Annotated in this window: 20 protein-coding genes; 10 read left to right on the plus strand and 10 right to left on the minus strand. The window is 41.7% G+C overall.

Annotated elements, in window-relative coordinates; genetic code table 11:
- Positions 1–14 precede the first annotated feature (14 nt).
- On the minus strand, positions 15–440 hold the full coding sequence (locus tag WAA86_RS11705; protein ID WP_337301195.1) for an Ohr family peroxiredoxin: 426 nt from the start codon (positions 438–440) through the stop codon (positions 15–17).
- Positions 441–655: 215 nt separating this feature from the next.
- Between WAA86_RS11705 and WAA86_RS11710 the strand changes: the two genes are divergently transcribed.
- From WAA86_RS11710 to WAA86_RS11725, 4 genes are read left to right on the plus strand one after another with little or no spacing between them, the layout of a single operon-like run.
- Entirely contained in the window at positions 656–1,216 is a 561-nt protein-coding gene (locus WAA86_RS11710) for a DUF2911 domain-containing protein (RefSeq protein WP_337301196.1), read from the plus strand.
- On the plus strand, positions 1,177–2,265 hold the full coding sequence (meaB, locus tag WAA86_RS11715; RefSeq protein WP_443217588.1) for a methylmalonyl Co-A mutase-associated GTPase MeaB: 1,089 nt from the start codon (positions 1,177–1,179) through the stop codon (positions 2,263–2,265). Before WAA86_RS11710 ends, meaB begins: the two co-directional genes overlap by 40 nt.
- 35 nt (positions 2,266–2,300) lie before the next feature.
- Positions 2,301–3,257: a glycosyltransferase family 2 protein gene (locus WAA86_RS11720; RefSeq protein ID WP_337301198.1), complete on the plus strand. Its 957-nt coding sequence runs from the start codon at positions 2,301–2,303 to the stop codon at positions 3,255–3,257.
- Positions 3,241–4,113 (plus strand): lysylphosphatidylglycerol synthase transmembrane domain-containing protein, encoded by an 873-nt coding sequence (locus WAA86_RS11725; protein WP_337301199.1) that lies wholly within the window; start codon positions 3,241–3,243, stop codon positions 4,111–4,113. The genes WAA86_RS11720 and WAA86_RS11725 overlap by 17 nt, the downstream gene beginning before the upstream one ends.
- On the opposite strand, the gene WAA86_RS11730 is transcribed toward WAA86_RS11725, so the two are convergent.
- From WAA86_RS11730 to WAA86_RS11745, 4 genes are read right to left on the minus strand one after another with little or no spacing between them, the layout of a single operon-like run.
- A complete protein-coding gene (locus WAA86_RS11730) occupies positions 4,110–5,768 on the minus strand; it encodes an ArnT family glycosyltransferase (protein WP_337301200.1) in 1,659 nt (552 codons plus the stop codon). The genes WAA86_RS11725 and WAA86_RS11730 overlap by 4 nt on opposite strands.
- Positions 5,758–6,333, minus strand: a complete 576-nt coding sequence (locus tag WAA86_RS11735; RefSeq protein WP_337301201.1) for a phosphatase PAP2 family protein — start codon at positions 6,331–6,333, stop codon at positions 5,758–5,760. Before WAA86_RS11735 ends, WAA86_RS11730 begins: the two co-directional genes overlap by 11 nt.
- Positions 6,334–6,335: 2 nt before the next feature.
- Complete coding sequence (locus WAA86_RS11740; RefSeq protein ID WP_337301202.1) at positions 6,336–6,563, minus strand: hypothetical protein; 228 nt, start codon at positions 6,561–6,563, stop codon at positions 6,336–6,338.
- 30 nt (positions 6,564–6,593) lie between these two features.
- Positions 6,594–7,964: an MATE family efflux transporter gene (locus WAA86_RS11745; RefSeq protein ID WP_337301203.1), complete on the minus strand. Its 1,371-nt coding sequence runs from the start codon at positions 7,962–7,964 to the stop codon at positions 6,594–6,596.
- Positions 7,965–8,183: 219 nt separating this feature from the next.
- Here WAA86_RS11745 and WAA86_RS11750 point away from each other — a divergent pair, with 219 nt between their 5' ends.
- Complete coding sequence (locus WAA86_RS11750) at positions 8,184–10,679, plus strand: cation-translocating P-type ATPase (RefSeq protein WP_337301204.1); 2,496 nt, start codon at positions 8,184–8,186, stop codon at positions 10,677–10,679.
- A gap of 73 nt (positions 10,680–10,752) precedes the next feature.
- On the opposite strand, the gene mazG is transcribed toward WAA86_RS11750, so the two are convergent.
- Positions 10,753–11,526 (minus strand): nucleoside triphosphate pyrophosphohydrolase, encoded by a 774-nt coding sequence (mazG, locus tag WAA86_RS11755; RefSeq protein WP_337301205.1) that lies wholly within the window; start codon positions 11,524–11,526, stop codon positions 10,753–10,755.
- A 121-nt stretch (positions 11,527–11,647) separates the two neighbouring features.
- On the opposite strand from mazG, the gene WAA86_RS11760 reads away from it, so the two are divergent.
- The gene (locus WAA86_RS11760; protein ID WP_337301206.1) at positions 11,648–11,989 is read left to right on the plus strand and encodes a hypothetical protein; all 342 of its coding nucleotides are present in this window, start codon (positions 11,648–11,650) and stop codon (positions 11,987–11,989) included.
- 68 nt (positions 11,990–12,057) lie between these two features.
- Here WAA86_RS11760 and WAA86_RS11765 read toward each other — a convergent pair whose 3' ends face one another.
- A complete protein-coding gene (locus WAA86_RS11765) occupies positions 12,058–12,705 on the minus strand; it encodes an SDR family oxidoreductase (protein ID WP_337301207.1) in 648 nt (215 codons plus the stop codon).
- A 189-nt stretch (positions 12,706–12,894) separates the two neighbouring features.
- Here WAA86_RS11765 and WAA86_RS11770 point away from each other — a divergent pair, with 189 nt between their 5' ends.
- The 4 genes from WAA86_RS11770 to WAA86_RS11785 all read left to right on the plus strand — a co-directional run bounded on the left by WAA86_RS11770 (position 12,895) and on the right by WAA86_RS11785 (position 17,071).
- Positions 12,895–13,725, plus strand: a complete 831-nt coding sequence (locus WAA86_RS11770; RefSeq protein WP_337301208.1) for a sulfurtransferase — start codon at positions 12,895–12,897, stop codon at positions 13,723–13,725.
- Positions 13,726–13,770: 45 nt separating this feature from the next.
- On the plus strand, positions 13,771–14,643 hold the full coding sequence (locus WAA86_RS11775; protein ID WP_337301209.1) for an alpha/beta hydrolase: 873 nt from the start codon (positions 13,771–13,773) through the stop codon (positions 14,641–14,643).
- 141 nt (positions 14,644–14,784) lie between these two features.
- Positions 14,785–15,429, plus strand: coding sequence for a GDSL-type esterase/lipase family protein (locus WAA86_RS11780; RefSeq protein WP_337301210.1), 645 nt, complete (start codon positions 14,785–14,787; stop codon positions 15,427–15,429).
- 25 nt (positions 15,430–15,454) lie between these two features.
- Positions 15,455–17,071: a family 20 glycosylhydrolase gene (locus WAA86_RS11785; protein ID WP_337301336.1), complete on the plus strand. Its 1,617-nt coding sequence runs from the start codon at positions 15,455–15,457 to the stop codon at positions 17,069–17,071.
- A 71-nt stretch (positions 17,072–17,142) separates the two neighbouring features.
- On the opposite strand, the gene WAA86_RS11790 is transcribed toward WAA86_RS11785, so the two are convergent.
- From WAA86_RS11790 to def, 3 genes are all read right to left on the minus strand, one after another.
- Positions 17,143–20,559 (minus strand): amidohydrolase family protein, encoded by a 3,417-nt coding sequence (locus tag WAA86_RS11790; protein ID WP_337301211.1) that lies wholly within the window; start codon positions 20,557–20,559, stop codon positions 17,143–17,145.
- 119 nt (positions 20,560–20,678) lie between these two features.
- Positions 20,679–21,107 (minus strand): DUF5606 family protein, encoded by a 429-nt coding sequence (locus tag WAA86_RS11795; protein WP_337301212.1) that lies wholly within the window; start codon positions 21,105–21,107, stop codon positions 20,679–20,681.
- Between the two features lie 60 nt (positions 21,108–21,167).
- Positions 21,168–21,758: a peptide deformylase gene (gene def / locus WAA86_RS11800; protein WP_337301213.1), complete on the minus strand. Its 591-nt coding sequence runs from the start codon at positions 21,756–21,758 to the stop codon at positions 21,168–21,170.

Here is a 21,758-nt window from a genome sequence, read left to right on the forward strand (position 1 = left end):
ATTTTTCAAATTGACTATTCGTCCATTAAAAGATTTAAATGTACGGTGATATTGTCTCTTGTTGCCTTGCTGTAAGGACAAATTTCATGGGCAGCATTTACCAGCTCCTCCCCTTTCTCTTGGTCTACAGTGGGCAAATAGCAATCGAGGGTAGCTTCCAGCAAAAAGCCATCCTCATCCTCCTGTAGGGCGATGGTCGCAGTGACATTAAAATCTCCCAAATCTTTTACATTATGGTCCTTGGCAACTGCTTGTATCGCGCTTGCGAAACAGGTGGAATACGCCGCTGCGAATAACTGTTCGGGATTGGAATATTTACCCTCCGTTTTTGTTTTGCCGCCAGGCATCCTAACATCCAAATCTATCAATCCGTCTTCACTGGTCACATGACCATTTCTACCTCCTTCGTTGGTAGCACTGCTCTCAAAAATAGTTTTCATACATGTAAATTTTTAGTCCCCTTAAAGTACCAATTGAAATCGACAACACATAACTCAATCTCCTAAAATTATGTAAAAATCGATTATTCAAAAATTATAATCAGCCTTCTTTGCATCCAAGCGATCCGGATCATCCATAGAATGAAGGTTCTTTTACATGTGCTTTGAATGGTATTTAGTAAATTAGTTCCAGCAACCACCAAAACCGAACCGAAATGAAAATGTTAAAATGGATTTTGATTGTCCTTGTTGTCCTGGGAGTACTTTTTTACTTTGTTGGACAACCTTATTTAAAAGAGCAGACAAAAAAGAACAGTCCCGAAAAAACGGCCACCTATAAAGAAGGCGGCTTGGATTTGACCGTGAAATATAGTAGTCCCTTCAAAAAGGAGCGTGAAATTTTCGGAAAATTGGTACCCTATGGTACGGTATGGCGAACAGGAGCCAATGAACCTACCACGTTTACCACGGCATCGGAAATACAGATCATGAATAATAAATTGCCCGCGGGCACCTATTCCTTATGGACCACGCCAGGGGAAGACCAATGGGAAATAATTTTTAACAAGGAAGTTCCGGGATGGGGAGTTACCATATGGAGTGGTGGAAAAGAAACCTCCAGAAATCCTGATAAAGACGTCATAAATGTCATGGTCCCCACAACCTCTTTATCGGAGCCCCTAGAAAGTTTTACCATAGCTTTTGAAGGAAAAGATCCCGCTTTCCTAACTTTGGCATGGGACCAAACCAAAGTGAGTATTCCTATCAACAATTAACATTGAGTACAGAAAAAAATACAAGTCCGGAACGAATTTCTAAAATAAAATCTTTTAGAAAAAAAATCCCGTCTTCCGCAGCGTTGACGGAAGGCATATTACAGGGAAACAAGACCGCTCTCGGGCGAGCCATAACCTTAGTGGAGAGCACCAATATTGACCATTTGGAACGTGCCAATGAAATTATTGAAAATACCCTAGGCCATACGGAAAACAGCATAAGAATAGGAATCACTGGAGTTCCAGGAGTTGGCAAAAGCACCTTTATTGAAACATTTGGCCTGTATTTGACAGGGCTTGGAAAAAAAGTGGCCGTCCTTGCCGTTGACCCGACCAGCACTATCAGTAAAGGAAGTATTTTGGGCGACAAGACCCGTATGGAAGAGTTGGTCAAAGACCCCAATGCGTTCATTAGACCTTCTCCATCCGGAAGTTCTCTAGGAGGTGTTGCCCGTAAGACACGAGAATCCATTATTCTCTGTGAGGCTGCAGGCTATGACGTTATTTTGATAGAGACTGTAGGAGTAGGACAAAGTGAAACTGCGGTTCACGGCATGGTCGATTTCTTTTTGCTCCTTAAATTGGCCGGGGCAGGTGACGAGCTTCAAGGAATAAAAAGGGGCATCATGGAAATGGCAGATGCCATTGTCATCAATAAAGCTGATGGCGATAATCTGAAAAAAACAAAAATTGCCAAAACGGAATTTACAAGGGCACTGCACTTATATCCACCCAAGGAAAATGGATGGGTTCCCAAAGTACTCACCTGCTCCGCATTGAAAAACACAGGGATTCAAAAAATATGGGAGCTGGTAGATGGCTATTTGAATGATAATAAACAACAAGGTGGTTTTCTACAAAAAAGAAGGGAGCAAAATAAATATTGGCTGATGCAAACTGTGGAGGACCAGCTCAAACAAAGGTTCTACCAGAATAAAGCCGTAAAAATCCTTTTGGACCGTTTGCTACTTGAAGTAATGGATAGTAAAATTTCCCCTTTTAAAGCCGCAGAAAAGCTATTGGCGCTTCACCAAAAAGAACTTAAATAAAAAGCCTAAATTTGCCCCAGAAATAATACCTGTCCATGAATATTATTACAGATTCCCTATTGTCCATTGTAGTTCCCTTATATAATGAGGAAGACAATGCCGCATTGCTAACCAAGAAAATTCACGAAAGTCTGGAAGGATACCATTATCAGATCATATATATCGATGATTTTTCTACAGATCGTACAAGGAAGGTTGTCAAAGATCTTAAGGATGAAAAAGTACACCTCATAGAACTTAAAAAAAATTATGGGCAAAGCTTGGCTTTGGCTGCGGGGATAGATTATGCCCAAGGGGAATATATCATTACCATGGATGGTGATCTCCAGAACGACCCCAGCGATATTCCCCAAATGTTGGCTTACGCCGTTAGCGGTGAATATGACGTGGTAACCGGGATACGCCAAAAGAGGAAGGACTCCTTGGTAAAAAAAATACCCTCTAAGATTGCCAATTTCATGGTTAGGAGGGTCACCAAGCTGGATATCAAGGACAACGGTTGCGCCTTAAAGGTTTTTACCCGGGACATTGCCAAAGATCTGAACCTCTATGGTGAAATGCACAGGTTTATCACCTTGTTGGCTCATTTGGAAGGTGCCCAGATCAAGCAGGTGCCCGTAAAACACCACGCAAGACATGCCGGAGTTTCCAAATATGGTCTAGAGCGTGTATTTAAGGTGGTGGCCGATATGATGCTCCTATTGTTCATACGCAAATACTTCCAGAGACCTATACACCTTTTTGGTATTTTCGGGGTACTCTTGATCATTTTAGGTTTTTTCATCAACATCTACCTACTTATAGTAAAATTGATGGGGGAAGATATCGGGACACGACCTTTATTGATTTTTGGAATGATGTTCATCCTGGCCGGCATACAATTATTTACCATTGGGATTGTCATGGAACTTCTGATACGTACCTATTACGAATCACAAAGCAAGAGGCCTTACCGAATTAAAAAAGTATTCGTAGGTGATCAAGCAGCGTAAACACCTTATAACCGCATTAAAAATTTGTATTAGTGCGGTACTGATTTACTTTATATTTTCCAAAATAAGTTTTGGGGAAGTGGTACAGACCATGAAGCGTACCCAGCCCCTATACCTATTAATGGCGGTATTGGCGTTTATCCTATCGAAAGTAATTTCTTCCTATAGGCTAAATTTATATTTTCATGAACTACAAATATTTCTTACCCAAAAAAGCAATTTGAAGCTATACCTTTTGGGCATGTTCTACAACCTATTCCTTCCCGGTGGTATTGGAGGGGATGCCTATAAGGGATATCTGATCAAGAAAAAATTTGAGGTTGAAACAAAAAAAGTGGTTTCCGTTCTGGTATTGGATAGATTGAGCGGAATGCTGTTATTATTTATATATGCCTGTGCCTTGGCCCTATTTTTAAACCAAGAGGACATCCCATATCTTGGTATTGTGGCCGTCATTGGATCAATATTGAGCGTGGTTGTATTCTGGTTGCTGAACAAAAGGTTCTTCCCGTTTGTGCTGCCTGTATTTTGGCGGTCCTTCGGTTACTCTTCATTGGTACAACTGTTTCAATTGATCAGCGCCTTCTTAATATTGAAAGCCCTCCATTTGGAAAATGATACCATATCCTACCTGTTCATTTTTCTTATTTCCTCCATCGTTTCTGTCCTACCATTAACCATTGGTGGAATTGGCAGTAGAGAGGTAACCTTTTTCTATGGTGCCGCATGGTTGGCATTGGATCAAAATGCATCGATTGGTATCAGTATGGTTTTCTTTTTGATAACTGCATTTATATCCCTGATGGGCATATTATATCATTTTAAAAAACCGGAATTGGAGACCTATAAGGCCTAGTTGATATGTACAAGGTACATTTTGTCCACTATATTTTTTCGTTTCGCAGGATCCATAAATTTAGCCTGCAACCTGGTGATCCTAAATTGGTCCACTACATGTCTTTTATCCCATGTTAAACCTTCCTCTTGTAGTTTTAGAAGTTCATCATTGGTAACATAGACCCATATATCCGATTTCTCCTTTAGCTCCTGGACACTGACGACAGCAACTGGTTTTTTGTTGTAAAAATCGAGCGCCCAAGTATACATTGTTGATACCTTGTAGATATCATCAACAGGGATGTTTTCTTCTGCCACGATCTTGGCCATATTGGATCCTCCCTGATATTTCAATAAAGACGGATAAAAATGAAGATTGAGTGTGGCATTCAATAAAAGCGATGTACAAACACCAATTGTAAAGATCCTTAGGGTATAGTTCTCTTTTTTCAAGCATATGAAGATTATAACCATCAACAATGCCCCCAACAGTACCAAGGATAAGGTAGTCTGCAATTTAAAAACGAAGAAGCACAACAACAGAACGGCTATATATACCATGGCCAGAATGAAATACTGCACCCCTAAAAATATCTTCTTGGTACTCATATTGCCCTTTTCGAACATCTTGAAAAGATAGGAGGCTGTCAAAATAGAAAACAGCGGCATGGTAATATTCAAATAATGCGGAAGTTTAAATTGGGCAAAACTGATGATGATGAAGATAAGGGTAATCCCTCCAACAGTTAAAAATTCGGTATCGGCATCATACCTGAATTTTTGTTGGAACAAGTTTTTCAGACGGGTCCAATAAGCGGCTATTCCAAGTATGGTCCAGGGTAAGAACACCCATAGAAATGTATGGAAGAAAAAGAAGTAATCACTACTGTTTTTACCAACTCCTTCCCCACTCAAACGCTCAAAACTTTGTTCCCAGAAAATAAAGAAAATTCCACTGCGATGGTCCTTCCCTCGAATTACCTTCTCCGGATGTAGATCGAATTGGTGATAGTACGCATACAACATGGGGGTAATGGTAATTGCAAAAATCCCTAAGGCCACCAACACGCGCCAATTGATCAATGAAAGCCATTTTCTTGTGTAGGCCAGATGGCACAATATAGGAAAACCAATGACCAGGATGGCAATCTGCCCTTTGGTGGAAAAAGCAATACCCGCTCCAAAAGCACCCAATATAATGGATTGTATCTTTCGATGTTCAATGTAGGCAACAAGGTGCCAAATGGCAAAAATGGTAAATCCTGTTAGAACGGCATCTGTGCGGACATCAATGGCGGAAAGCATAATGGTCTGTGCCGTCATAAACATCAAGGCAGCTAATTTTCCCGTAGCCCTGTTATACAACAACCTCCCTAGACCATAGCAACTATAGGCACCAAAAAGGGTGGAAAGGATACCTGGAATACGGTAGGCCCATTCATTGATGCCAAATATTTTAAAGGATAAAGCCGCTAGCCAATAATGCATATGGGGCTTATCCAAATATTCTTCAGGTCCTTTAAAAAGACTCAGAAAATCGTTCTCTTGGACCATGCGCATGGCCATTACGGCAAACTGTGCGGAATCGTTTTCCAAAAGCGTGACGAACATTCCGGCCACATAGACCAAAACAACAAGAATCAATAAAAACCAATATCGTGAATTAGAAATCATAGAAGAATTTCTGGAGAGCAAATATATATAACTTTGTAAATAACCAGCTTAAAAACAAGCCTATTCCCATTCCTGTCAGGATATCCAAAGGAAAATGGACCCCAACATAAATCCTGCTATAAGCCACCAAAGAAGCCCATAAAAGCAGGAACCATCCAATATATCGAAATTTAAAAGCCAATAACTTGGTAAAGAAAAAGGCCAGGGCGAATGAATTTGCCGCGTGCGCGGAGAAATAACCAAATTTACCGCCACAATTGCTTTTGACCAAACGCAACATCCCTTCCAGATCAGTATCGTGGCATGGCCTTAAGCGCTGAACTCCATACTTAAAAAAGTTCGCCAATTGGTCTGTTACCGTAATCAGCAAGGCCACAGTTACCAAGATCACCAGGGTTTTTTTTGCCCCAAAGTTTCTATAGGACGCAACAAGTAAAAAAAGATATAGGGGTATGGAACTGAATTTATCGGTCATGAACAACCAAAATCCGTCCCAAGTAGTGCTTCCCAGGTTATTGAGAAACAGAAAAAGATCCTTATCGAGCTGTACCAGTTGGTCCATCATAATTAATCCACGTATCTGGATATTTCCCTATCATAAAACGCGGTAGCCGCTTCAATCAATGTTTCCGCTTCGGATTCCAGATCCTCTTCATCCTCTTTGGTGAAATCTTCCAACCACTCTACCTCATCATCTTCCAAATTGATAATGAATCTGGGATACTCCGTATGGATTACAAATATGGCTGTTGGGTAGTCTGTATTGTCACCCAGTAAAAATTTAGGAAATTCCATAATCTTCTTTAGTTTACTTTTTTATATTTTTTATGTATTGACCATTAACTTTTTGGTCTGATAATTAAATCGAATATACAACATAATTGCAGAGGCAGTTAAGCCTGCCAGTAGTCCGATCCAAATCCCTGTACTTCTCAAGGGGGTATAAAGCCCGAGGTAAAAGCTTACTGGGAAACCAATTAACCAATAGGCTATAAACGTAATAAAAGTGGGGATCTTTACATCTTGCAACCCCCTAAGCGCTCCCAGAACCACAACTTGTAGTCCGTCTGAAATCTGAAAAAATGCAGCGACCAATAAAAGCTCTGCGGCCATAATGATCACCTCGGTATTATCCGCACTATTGGCAAGGTCGTTGACATCCAAATAAATGGTTGGCAACCAATCTTTGAACAAAAGGAAGAGTGCGGCAAATACTATTTCCAACAAAAATGTCAAAAAGAAAATGGAGACGGCTATACGTCTTAGATCTTGAAAATTCTTTAGCCCCTTTTGGTTCCCGACACGAATCATGGCCGCGACTCCCAATCCCATGCCCACCATAAATGTCATACTCGATAAATTCAACGCTATCTGATTGGCAGCCTGTGAATTTTTACCCAAGACCCCGCTCAGCCAGATAGCAGCCGTAAAAATGGCCACTTCAAAAAACATCTGTAGGGCCGAAGGAAATCCAAGGTCCATAATTTTTTTCATGACCGTTTTTTCCAGGTTGCGGAAATCGAACCCAGTAACATAATCATGGAATTTCTTCTTACTCTTTAGCAGGGCCCAAATAAAAATGACCATGACGATCCTAGAAATCAAGGTCCCCAAAGCGGCACCTACTATACCCATTTTCGGAAAACCCAAAGAACCGAAGATCAACAAATAGTTCAGTATGATGTTGACAATATTGGCGATCACCGTGGCATACATGGGATATTTGGTCTGGGAAAGACCCTCTGAAAATTGCTTGAACGCTTGAAAAATAATCAATGGCACCAAAGAAAATGCCACTAAATCCAAATAAGGCATCGCCAATTCAACAACCTCTGGCGGTTGTTTCATTAAATACATCAACGGTTTGGACAACATGATCAACCCAAATAGGGACAGCCCCAGAACAGTACAAAGCAAAAGTCCGTGTTTTAAGGCACTTTTGCCATCCTCTTTGTTTCCTGCACCATCGGCCTCGGCAACAAGCGGAGTAATAGCCGTGGAAAATCCTATACCAAGTGACATGGCAATGAACACAAAGCTATTTCCCAAAGAAACGGCCGCCAGTTCAGCGGTACCCAACTGGCCCACCATAATATTATCCGCAAAGGCCACAAACGTATGGCCGAGCATTCCTAATATAACAGGAAAGGACAATTGCAAATTATAGCGGAATTCTTTGGTGTACTGCTTGAACAAGGTCTCAATTTTTGAAGTGCAAATATAGAAGTTACCATGGTTTTATATGTAAGATTTCAAGTATATAATTCGGTTTCACAGCGTCCAAGGCCACCTCTCCAGCGATACAATTGGATTTCTTCCCAAAAACGTCCAGGTCCCGTTTCTATAAATATTACCATTTGCTCTATTTTGATTATTTTAGGGATAACTAACGGCAAAAGCGCTAACCATACCTAAATGTCCATTGAAAATTTTGAGATCAAAGGTTTGACCGATGAACAAGTACTTCAATCAAGAGCTTCGTATGGACAAAACAAATTGATCTTCAAAAAAGAAAATAAAATCCTCCAGGCTATAAAAAGTCTTGGCCAGGAGCCCATGGTAATCCTGTTGCTCGTCGCTTCTGTTATTTATTTTGTGAGTGGGGATTATGGTGATGGAATTTTCTTGGGCATAGCCATTGTGATGGTAGCTTCCATTTCCCTCTATCAAGATTCCAGAAGCCGCCAAGCGCTCAACAAACTCAAAGATTTTACCCAACCCCATTCCAAAGTTTATAGAAACGGGGAGGTGTTGGAGATCAGGAGCGAAGAACTTGTTATAGGCGACTGTTTAATTGTTGAGGAAGGGAGCACTATCCCAGCGGACGGAACCATCATACATTCCAACGACTTTTCTGTCAATGAATCCATCCTCACAGGAGAATCCCTATCCGTTTACAAGGACGTGGACAAGGAGGATAATTCAATTTTCTTGGGTACGACTGTTGCCAGCGGTTTGGCCATTGCCACTATCACTGCCATTGGGAACAATACAGCTCTTGGAAAAATAGGCAAAAGCCTTGAAGATATTCAAGTAGAAAAGACGCCCCTAGAGCATCAAATAGTCAATTTTGTCAAAAAAATGGTGTTTTGGGGAGCCTTGGTCTTTTTGATTGTCTGGGGCATAAACTACTCCAAATCCTTTGATCTACTGGATAGTCTACTAAAGGCACTGACCCTGGCCATGAGTATTTTGCCCGAGGAGATCCCCGTGGCCTTTACGACGTTTATGGCCCTTGGGGCTTGGCGTTTGATGAAATTGGGGGTTGTGGTAAAACAAATGAAGACGGTAGAAACCCTAGGGAGCGCCACAGTTATCTGCACCGATAAGACTGGCACCATTACGCAAAACAAAATGAGTATCGCACGGGTCTTTGTTCTTGATTCCGGAAAATTTTCAGATCCTGGACAAGGATTGTCCGCACAGGAAAAGGAATTGATAAGAATGGCAATGTGGGCCAGTGAACCCATCCCTTTTGATGCCATGGAGCTGGCACTACATGATTCCTATAGCCAACACTATTCAACGGATGAAAGACCGGATTACAAGATGATCCACGAATATCCATTGGGCGGAAAGCCCCCGATGATGACCCATCTTTTTGAAAATGATCAGGGAAGTCGCATCATTGCCGCCAAAGGAGCTCCAGAATCATTCATGGAAATATCCGATCTGACCGAGGCACAGAAAAAAGACATTGGCAATGCCATTGAAGCATTGGCCAAAAATGGGTACCGCATACTGGGAGTTGGGGCATCAGCATTTAAAGGGGATGATTTCCCCAAAAAACAACAGCAATTTACCTTCTCCTTTAAAGGTCTGGTGGCCTTTTATGATCCTCCAAAAGAAAATATAGCTTCTGTGTTCGAACATTTTCACGAGGCCGGGATTACGGTAAAGATTGTAACGGGTGATAATGCGGAGACCACCGAGGCCATTGCCAAACAGGTCCACTTTAGGGGATATGAAAAAAGCATCTCCGGGGATGAATTAATGAGTTTAAAGGATAATGAGTTACAGGAGTGTGTAAGAAAAACACAGATATTTACCCGCATGTTTCCCGATGCCAAAATGCGTATCATCAATGCATTGAAAGCAAATAATGAAGTGGTGGTCATGACCGGGGACGGTGTCAACGATGGTCCTGCACTCAAGGCCGCACACATTGGGGTGGCCATGGGCAAAAAAGGGACCGAAATAGCGAAACAGGCGGCCTCCCTAATTTTGGTAGATGATGACCTGGCCAAGATGGTAGATGCCATAGCCATGGGAAGAAAAATTTATACAAACCTAAAAAAGGCCATTCAATATGTGATTTCCATTCACATCCCCATCATCTTGACCGTTTTTATCCCCTTGGCCCTTGGGTGGATGTATCCCAATATTTTTACCCCTGTACATGTGATCCTGCTGGAGTTGATCATGGGCCCTACCTGTTCCATTATCTATGAGAATGAACCCATGGAAAAAAACACCATGATTCAAAAACCTCGTCCTTTTTCAAATACTTTTTTCAGTTGGAGAGAACTGACCACAAGTATCATACAAGGTTTGGCCATAACGGCAGGAACGTTAACGGCATACCAATTGGCCGTCTCCAACGGATTCAATGAAGATACAACCAGAGCCATGGTCTTCACGACCTTGATTGCTGCCAACATTTTCCTAACCTTGGTCAATAGATCCTTTTATTATTCCGCTCTGACCACCCTGAAATACAAGAACAATTTAGTGGGTATCATCATTGGAATAACAATTGTCCTAACCGCCTTATTGCTCTATATGGAACCCTTTACGACATTTTTTCAATTTGAAAGCCTCTCCCATATGCAATTGTGGACCAGTATTGGATTGGGATTTGCCTCAGTGATCTGGTATGAGCTTGTCAAGGGCATCAAAAGGGGCCGGTAGTTTCGTTAATGCTTTGTTGAAGGTGAACCATTGGGTTGACTCCCTGTTTTCAAGTTGAATTATGTAATAGGGATTACAATTGTTTTGCTTCCTCCCAAAATACATCCATTTCTGTCAGGGTCATATCTTTTAAGGCCTTGCCCTGCTCTTTGGCCTTCCCTTCCAAGTATTGAAACCTTTTGATGAATTTTTTATTGGTCCGTTCCAGGGCATTTTCTGGATTGATGTTCAGGAATCTGGCGTAATTTACCATGGAAAAGAGCACATCGCCAAATTCGGCCTCCATGGCGTCTGTATTTCCAGTCCTTACCTCTTCTTGAAATTCTTCCAATTCTTCTTGGACCTTTTCCCAAACTTGTTCCGGTTTTTCCCAATCGAAGCCAACCCCAGCAACTTTGTCCTGAATGCGGTTGGATTTCACCAATGCCGGAAGACTGTTGGGCACGCCCTCCAAAACACTTTTTTTACCTTCCTTTAGCTTGATGTTCTCCCAATTCTGCTTCACTTCTTCCTCATTGGCAACTTCAACATCCCCATAAATATGGGGGTGCCTGGTAATGAGCTTTTCACAAATATCATTTGCCACATCGGCCATATCAAAGGCATTGGACTCACTTCCTATTTTTGCGTAAAAAACAATATGCAATAGGACGTCCCCCAATTCCTTTTTTACTTCCTCCAGGTCATTGTCCAATATGGCATCGCCTAGTTCATAAGTTTCCTCAATGGTCAGGTGCCTCAAGGTCTGCATGGTCTGCTTTTGGTCCCATGGACATTTTGCCCTTAGTTCATCCATGATGGTCAATAATCTATCGAAGGCCTTTAATTGGGTTGCTCTAGAATTCATGCAAAAAAGTTTTCGTAAAAATACGAATCTACCCCAGAAGCCCACGTACGATTTAATTGTTATTTTAGAGAATAAATCATATCAATTCCATTAACTTTCTTTGAAACAAAAGTCAAAACCGATGAAAGAGGCACATAAACTTTTGGCCATAAAAATAGTACACACCCTGATCTGGCTCTTTTTTGTCGTCATTATATTTTATGTTCTTTATTCGGGGGTGACCGGTAAGGTCAATACGCTTACCTGGGTATCCATTGGTCTGGTGTTCGCGGAGGGAATTGTATTGCTCCTTTTCAAGATGTACTGTCCGTTGACCGTTTTGGCGAGAAATTACTCGGATTCTGAAAAGGATAATTTTGATATTTTTCTTCCAAACTGGCTGGCCAAATACAACAAACTTATTTTCACCACACTTTTTATAATTGGTCTGATATTGGTATTGGTTCGCGAATTCCTTTCGTAGGATGGCAAAAAAAATCCCCCCAAGAACTACCTTAAGAGGGATTTTCCAACTAACTCAAATTTAAATACCTATTTGGCCTCTGCGACCGATACTTTTTTTACGGCCTCCCCTATCAGGGTGTCTCCTTCCAATATTTCGAAAGTTGCCGCATTGGCGGTGGTATCGTGAAGTACCCTTACCAAAGTCTGGGCAACATCCTGCCTACTGATGTCTCCATCTTTATGCTCCAAACTTTTGGCCAGGTCTATCTTTCCGACCGCTTTATCATTTTTTAGTGCCCCTGGGCGAACAATGGTATAATTGAGACCGCTGTGCCTGAGATGCTCATCTGCGTTCTGTTTGGCTTTCAGATAGTCCTGCAACTTATCAGCCTTCTCGGGTTGGTCTGCCCCAATGGAACTCAACATTACAAATTTTTTGATATGTGCCATTTTTGCCACGTCAATGAGTCTTTTTGCTCCTTCTTGGTCAACTTCCACTACTTTTTTTCCTCCGGAACCCGCGGCGAATATCACCTTATCTATATCGTCCATGGTATGGACCAAATCCTTTTCCAAATCTCCCAATATGGTTTTTACCCCCATGGACTCAAATTGTTCCATCTGGTCTTTCTTACGTACCATGGCAATTGGTCTGAAATATTGTGATTCTTTCAAAAGGTTTACTATTATCTTTCCTGTGGTACCATTGGCACCTGCTATTAATACGTTTTCCATATCTTAAAGTTAAAGGATAAGGCGTTAGAACCCAAATTTACAATCCTGTTTAACTCCCTATTAACCCATTCACACACATTTTTAACATTAATTCCAAAAGATGCACCCGTGGATCAAAAGACATTGTTAATAAACCTCCCAAAGCCATTTAGGTTGGGAAAATTCTTATTTTAGTACAAAAAAAACACTATGCTACCATCTTTGGTCTCCACAGCTTGGTTAAAAAACCATCTAAACGATCCAAAACTAATTATTTTGGATGCCAGCATGTCAGAAAACAAGTCGGGCCCAAATTCTGATATAGGCAACGTTCGTATTCCCAAGGCCAGGTTTTTTGATCTAAAAAATTCATTTTCGGACAAGAACAACAGTTTGCCCAATATGTTGCCCGATGAAGCCTCCTTTACTGTTGCGTGCCAAAATTTGGGAATTGATGCGGATAGCCAAATCGTTGTTTATGACAATTTGGGGATCTATTCCAGCCCAAGGGTTTGGTGGATGTTCAAAACCATGGGACATGATAACGTCGCCGTTCTTGATGGGGGTCTTCCCAAATGGATCAAAGAAGATCTGCCCTTAGAACCAGACCAGGATTCGAATTATACTAAAGGTTCTTTTATGGCCAAATTCAGACCACAAAGAGTGAAAAATGCAACCGATATTTTAAGGAATATTGATAAAAAAGAGGCCTTGATCATCGATGCACGTTCCTCCGGACGTTTTCGTGGGACGGAACCAGAACCCAGAGCAGATCTAAAAGGAGGGCATGTCCCAGGGTCATTGAACTTACCCTTTACAGCTGTTCTCAAAGATGGACAATTTCTTCCCAAAGAAGCATTAAGACCCTTATTTGAACCATTCAATATTGGGGAACATCCCTTGGTGTTCACCTGTGGTTCGGGACTAACGGCCTGTATTGTTCTTTTGGCAAGTGAGCTGGTCCAAAAAAATCCAACGGCAGTTTATGACGGCTCTTGGACAGAATGGGGCCAACTGGAAAATGTTCCCATTGCAACCTAAGGTCGGACAATCCTTTCTTTTTCCGAATTAAAACATTCAATTCTTATGAAATACTTTTATCTATTCCTAGGCATCCTAATTCCTACAATGACACTATCTCAGGAAATTGTTAATCTTCCTTCCGATAATAGCCTGGATATACATTGGAAAAAAGCAGAAAAAAGCTATTTCTCGGAAATATGGCAGACCCAAGTGGTAACCAATGTCTCCAAACCCACCATGGAAATATTTAGGCCAGATCCAACTATTGCGAACGGCACTGCTGTTATTATTGCCCCGGGTGGAGGAATGTATGCCCTTAGCATCAATAGTGAAGGAAATGACGTTGCCCGTTGGCTAAACCAAAAAGGCATTACGGCGTTTGTCCTGAAATATAGACTGGTGCCGACTGGGGAGGATGGGGTGGCCGATTTGGACAAGGATGGTGAACAAGTCAATGACAAGGCCTCCAGAGTTCTGAAAATAGCCACCGAGGACGGGCTCCATGCCGTGAGATACGTCAGGGAAAATGCCACAAAGTTGGGGGTAGATCCTGATAAAATTGGATTTATGGGATTTTCCGCAGGGGGTGCGGTAACGATGTCCGTCACCTATATTGCATCGGATGAAAACAGACCAAATTTCATTGTCCCTGTTTATGCTTGGATGGACATTGTCCCCTCCAACGACGTTCCTGTTAACAGTCCCCCTATGCTGGTTATCTGCTCCACGGATGATCCTTTGGGCCTTGCTCCTGCCAGTGTTGACCTCTATACTTCCTGGACAAAAAAAAGTATTGATGCAGAATTGCACATGTACTCCAAAGGGGGACACGGATTTGGGATGAAAACCCAAGGGTTGCCCTCTGATTCTTGGATTGAACGTTTCTTGGATTGGTCCATTGCGCAGAAACTGACCAAACCCCTCTTAAACCACTGATTACTAGATGTATGATTTTAAAAAACATTTTGACAAATAGTCGAAATATTTGATACTTTTACCCCGAAAATGTAACTGATTTGCAAAATATTTTTATTTTAAAAACGTTGCATTAAGTATCCAACCAATACCATTTTTGCTTTGAAATTTATATTGATTTTTTCGTTCTTCTTTCTATTTTTTGGACAGGCGCAACAAAGCGGACCATTTCAGGATGAGGTCATTTCCATTCAAAAAAAGTATGACAGATTTTGGGATTCATCAAAACCCACCATTGTTTTTACGGGCAGTTCCAGTATCCGAATGTGGAACAATATTCAGGAAGCTTTTCCTGAATACCAAGTCATCAACTCGGGCTTTGGAGGATCCACCTCTTCCGATCTATTGCGTTATTCCAATGAATTGATCTTGCAGTACAGACCCCAAAAGGTATTTATTTACGAAGGTGACAATGATATTGCGGCCAAAGTACAAACGGAAGACATCCTGAACAACACCTTGGCGATCATAAACCGAATCAAGGCAAGAGATTCAAAAACAGAAATTGTGCTGATCTCTGCCAAACCAAGTATTGCCAGATGGAGTCAAAGAACCCAATTTAAAAAACTGAATCGCGGCTTTGAACGTTTGTCCAAAAGGGATGACACTATAAGTTATGCCAATGTTTGGGACCCTATGTTGCAAAACAATAGGGTAAGGCGCGATATCTTTTTGAGGGACGGACTTCATATGAACTCCAAGGGATATGAGCTTTGGCTTTCCGTTATTAAAAAACATGTCAAATAATCCTAAATCCACAGTAGTCCTTTCCATGACCAAATCGCACCTGATCAGATCCTTCGCACTATTTGTAACTATCATCAGCATGGTAGCTTGCCAAGAAACGAAAGTAAAAAAACAGATTCAATTTCCATATACAGACCTGGCCACTGAAAATCTAATTCCCAAGCCCTACAAAATTATTGCCACCAACAGTGCATTCGGACTTGATGAACATACCGCTATCCATACCTCACAAAATACGTATGGATTCCCCGAAATAGGTCATTTTCTTTCCCAAAAAATAAATGAAAAAATCAGTCTTACCCTGCCCGTTAATGAATCGGCCTCTGCATCCGTAGAACGCATTATTTACATCAACCAATCGGATAGTTTGGATTTAAAGACCAAAGAATCCTATCAATTATACATCTCCAAAGATTCTGTGATCATAAATTCAAAAACTGCTGAAGGAGCCTTCAGGGGAATTCAGACCCTAAGACAGCTTATCCCCGAAACCAGCAATGATACCCTCACCGATCATAAAATGTGGTTGATACCTACCGGGAAAATTTGGGATCATCCTAATTTTGGCTATAGGGGGGCCATGCTGGACGTGGCACGGCATTTTTTTGAAGTCCAGGACGTGAAAAAGTATTTGGACCTATTGGCCTATTACAAAATGAATGTCCTGCACCTGCACCTCTCGGATGATCAGGGATGGCGGATTGAAATAAAATCATGGCCTGACCTTACCGCTGTGGGCGGCAAAACCGAAGTGGGTGGTGGCGAAGGCGGTTTCTTTACCCAAGAGGATTACAAAGAAATTGTCAGATACGCCTCAGAACGACATATTACCATTATTCCTGAGATCGACATGCCTGGGCACACCAATGCCGCATCGGTCTCCTATCCTTTTTTGAACGGCAATGGAAAGGTGGTAAAACCCTATACCGGCACCAGGGTGGGCTTTAGTACTTTTGATACCAAGAAAGATACGGTCTATGCTTTTTTGGATGATGTCATACGGGAGATAAGCGAAATGACACCAGGGCCTTATTTCCATATTGGAGGGGATGAAAGTCATGTCACCAAGAAAAAGGATTATATCCATTTTGTGGACAATGTGGAAAAAATAGTCCATAAATATGGAAAAAAGATGATCGGATGGGATGAAATTGTACAGGCCGATATAGATTCTACAACCATTGCACAACATTGGAGCAATCCATCCAATGCAATAACTGCCTTGGAAAAGGGTAATAAAATAATCATGTCCCCTGCCAAAAAAGCATATTTGGACATGAAATACGATTCACTTTCGAAATTTGGACTGGATTGGGCCGGACATATCCCAGTGGATTCTGCCTACCAATGGAGTCCCGAAAAATACATTAAAGGAGTGCAAGCCAAAGATATATTGGGGGTTGAAGCCCCATTATGGTCGGAAACCATTGGCACTATGGAAGAGTTGGAATATCTGGCCTTTCCCAGAATAATAGGATACGCTGAATTGGGTTGGAGCACTGAAGGGAATAGGGATTGGGAAAATTTTAAGGTCCGACTGGCCAACCAAGTTCCCTATCTGGAAAGTATGGAGGTGAAGTATTATCCTTCACCAATAATAGATTGGAAAAGAAAAATAAAAACCATTCCCACTGAAAAATAAAGAACCCATTACATTCACATAAAAAAAGCCCTCAGTCATGAGGGCTTTTTTACGCGACAGACTTATATCTTCTATTTTTCCATTCCTGGAATTCCTATAGGTTTTTTCGTTTGCCAATCAAATTTATCAGCCTTTTTGGCTTTGGGCCAAACTTCGTCCAAATTATTGGCATCATATACTTTTCCGTTTTTGATGACCTGTTGCAGGGTATTGGTATTTCTTAAATCCTCCAAGGGGTTCTGGGTCAGTATCAAAATATCCGCCAATTTGCCCGGTTCAAGGGTTCCCAAATCGCCATCCAACCCCAGGGACTTAGCCCCAAGGATAGTGGCTACCCTAAGAGCATCGTGGTTAGACATTCCACCACTTGCCACGGACCACAATTCCCAATGGAATCCGAGACCCTGCAATTGACCATGACTGCCAATACCTGCCAAGCCTCCTGCCTTCACCAGATCTTTCATGAATTCCGCATGTTTTTTAAATACATGCTCTTCCTCCATAAACCATCCCGGTCTTCTTCTTGATTTATTGGCCAACTCCTCGTAAGGCGTAAAATATTGCAATTTTTGATCGCCCCATACATCTTCCGTTGCGTAAAAATAATTTTCTGCCCATGGCCCTCCATAAGAAACCAGTAGTGTTGGTGTTACCGCCATTTTTGCATCTGCTATGGTCTTCACCACATCTTGGTAAATAGGATAGATCGGCAAGGAGTGTTCATGTCCAGGATAACCATCCAAAAGTTGGGTCATGTTCAGTTTAAAATCCAATCCGCCTTCCGTGGTGGGCATAAGCTGAAGCTCTTTGGCCGCCATGATAATCCACTGCCGTTGCTGTCTATTGCCTACCAGGTACATCTTGATACTTTTGGTATTGTAATATTCGCTATACTGTTTTAAAACATCCTTGGCATGATCCAAACTTTCGATCTGGTATGACCAATAGCCTACCCCAGGTCCTGTACTATACACCCGTGGTCCATGAAGCATCCCGGCATCTACCATATCCGAGTAGGTAAGCACATCCGTTGTAGCCGTCTGCGGATCTCTCGTAGTGGTTACGCCATAGGCGAGATTGGCAGAATACATCCAGACCTGGCTCTTGTGAACGTTCCAATTGGGCCACATATGGGCATGGGTATCCACAAATCCTGGAGTTAGCGTTTTTCCAGACATATCTAGAACCTCGGTACCGGTAGGAGAAATAAAACTTCCAGATGGACCAATCTGTTTAATGCGGTTGTTTACAACCAGAATATCCCCATTTTCGATAACCTCATCACCATTCATGGTAATGATGCGCCCCCCTTTCAATAATAAGTTCCCTGTTGGGATGTCCTTTTTATAAACCACCTTTATTTTAAATTCCTCGGCCTTGAATTTTGGATCCTTTTTGGCATCTTCCCCATTGGGTTTACCCTCCTTAATGGAGTCGGTCTTTTTACCAAGATCCTTTAATTCCTTCTCCTTCTTTTTAATGTCCGCTATACTGTCATTGAATTTCTTTCCGGCCTCCAGATCATATTTGAAATGGCTAGCCCCTAAGGACCAATGCACCATTTTACTGTTGGAGGACCAAACGGGAAACTCCCCTCCCATGATGGTAAGTTTCATGACCGGAAAAGCTGCCTCTTGTGGCTTAGCTACCGATACGGAGGGCGTTTTACCATATCTGGGGATGATCACGGAATAAATATCATTATTGATTTTGGCCAAAGCAGTTGAGCCGTCCGGGGATATCAGAATAAGACTGGCCTTCGATCCTTTTTCCTCAGCCCTCCAACCCTCTTCAGAAGAAGGCATCAGCGATGGAAGGTAATGGTCGATGTCGTGATCCTTTCCAAAAACATCAGAAGAACCATAGGTTTCAATGCCTTTTAGCTCCAGGTGCGATTTTTCGTCCGAACCGTCCCAACGAATTGACACCAAACCTTTTTTGCTATCGAAAAGATAGATACGATCATCCACTTTGGTAAAATGTGGGTAGCTTCGGTCTTTTGATTTATCGATATAAGTAATGCTCCCTCCTTCCGAAGCGATCCAAACCAAATCTTCTTGGGCACTATCAGAAAAAGTATCGATGGCATTATCATAGTTTTGTGCCGAACCACTATGGAAAACAATTCTATTTGCACCATAAGACCATGAAGGATTGGTATAGATTCCGGGTTCTTTGGTCAATTGCTCAACTTTGATACGCCCTGTAACATTGGCTTTATAGAGATGGCCACCTCCGGCTTTCCATGTCGTGAACACCAGATATTTTCCATCCGGCGACCATGAGGGATGGGCTTCCGTAAAATTATGGTTGGTAATCCTTTTGGGTGTACCATTGGGCAAATCCATCACATAAAGCCTATTCAGGGCAGTAAAAGCCAACTGCTTGCCATCTGGTGATGGTTTGGCATCCCTAATTTGGGTGACCATGGCCTCTTTGGCATCCTCTATGGGATATTTAAAGTCCAATCTCGGACCAAGATCCAATTGTACATCTACCTCAAAGGGTATTTCATTGGCTGTATTGTTTTCCAAAGAAATAGAAAAGATCTTCCCCCCATAAGAAACTATCAGGTTTCGATTATCAGGTGTAAAGGACATAGCCGGCAACACCCCTAAAGGTGCAATGGATTCCTGCTCATCGCGTTGTACGGGATAGGCCAGCCATTTTTCTGCTCCAGTTTTTAAATTTCTGAGTATCAATCCGGTTTCTTCCTCAAATCTAGTCCCATAAACCATCCATTCCCCATCATTGGACAAAGTAGGGGTAAATGCGGACCCATAGCGCGACGTTATGGTCGCCATATCCCCATCGACCATATCATAAGTGCCAATTTGATATTGTGGCAATTGTGCATTGTAGTTCCACGCACCTTTTCGTTGGGAAAAGTAGATCAATTTCCCATCGGCAGCTATGGCCGGGTCAATGGTCTTTAGATCTTTAGGCTCGCTGAACAATGTATTTCCTTTTCCTCCATCCTTGTGGAAAATATGAAGCTTGGGGGTTCTTCTTCCCTTGGATCCAATGATAAACTGTCCGTCAGAAGTCCATTCGGCAGCAAAAAAATTCTCTTTTTTCTCTTTGCTGAGCTGTTTATCCTTTTTGGTGTCAATTTCCAAGGTCCAAAGATTGTCGGATCCGCTCTTGTCCGAAATGAAAACCAACGATTTTCCATCCGGACTAAACCTAGGATGAACATCATAGGCCAATCCTTTTGTCAATGCAGTGGCCTTCCCTCCTGTTATGGGCATCATATAAATATCTCCCATAAGATCAAATACAATTGATTTGCCATCTGGACTGACATCCAAAGATATCCATGTTCCCTTGTCGGTGGTAAAGGATATGGTACGTTCCGGCTCCAAGGGGAGTTCCTTTGTCGCTTTTTTTATCGAATCGTTATCTGATTTTGTTTGTTGCGCATTCCCAAGAAAGACGCCTAAAAATAGTAGTAATGATGTGAAATGCCAATTGCTCCGGAATGCCATTGAATAAAGGTTTTTTAAAATTAGTCGCCTAAATATAGGGAATAATTCCGTGTGCAAACACCATAAAAAAAGCCTTCGTAACCGAAGGCTTTTATGTTGTTATTACGATTCGACAAGGTTTATTCCTTTTCTTCGGTCTTTACTTCATCTTCCTTTTTTGCAGCAAAATCGGTTATCCCCTGTTCCTGCAATATATTGTACCATTGTACTACTTTTTTAATGTCGCTCATGTACACGCGATCCTCGTCATAATTTGGTAATATTTCAAAGAAATATTCCTCCAATTTCAACTTGTCGTCCTTGTGTCCTACCGAGGTCTTTCCACCATTTTCCTTTTTTTGAATATTTTGGAATACCTCCCTCAATGGCACTTCCTCCTCAAGGGTATAAATGGCAATTTCAGAAAGTACACTGACATTATTCTTAAATCCTACGGTTATTTTCTTGCCATCCAATAAGGATTCGGCAACAAAACCCGAACGGGTTTGTGTCAACAATTTATAAAGTCCTGGTTTTCCTCCTATGGATAAAATTTTATCTAAACTCATTTCCTACTTTTAAATTTGTGGGGGCAAATATTACACTTTTACTCTGATAAATAAATTACTTTAACGTGCTTTTTTCAATTCTGGAAAACGCATTCTGTAATCTACATTGATTTTTCCTTTGGATATATTGGCCAATCTACCCTTTAACAGGCGCTTTTTTAAGGACGACAACTTATCGGTGAACAAAACACCTTCAATGTGATCATATTCGTGCTGGATCACACGGGCCAACATCCCATCGAAAGTTTCCTTGTGGTGCTCGAAATTTTCATCCAGGTAACTAATGGTCACTGTATCCTTTCTGACCACATCTTCCCTAACATCCGGAATACTCAAACACCCTTCGTTAAAGGCCCACTCCTTGCCAGTTTCCTCTAAGATCTCAGCGTTTATGAAAACACGCTTAAAATTCTTTAATTGGTTTTGTTCCGCTTCGGTCAAATCTTCATCATCAGCAAAAGGGGTTGCATCTACCATGAACATTCTAATGGGCAGTCCTATTTGGGGAGCTGCCAAACCTACCCCATGCGCATGATACATGGTTTCCCACATATTGTCTATCAAAGAGGATAGATTAGGGTAATCTTTGTCAATATCAGTCCCGACTTTTCTCAAAACGGGATCGCCATAGGCTACAATTGGTAAAATCAT

It is taken from the genome of Sediminicola sp. 1XM1-17 (genome assembly GCF_037203765.1).
Taxonomy (GTDB): Bacteria; Bacteroidota; Bacteroidia; order Flavobacteriales; family Flavobacteriaceae; genus Sediminicola.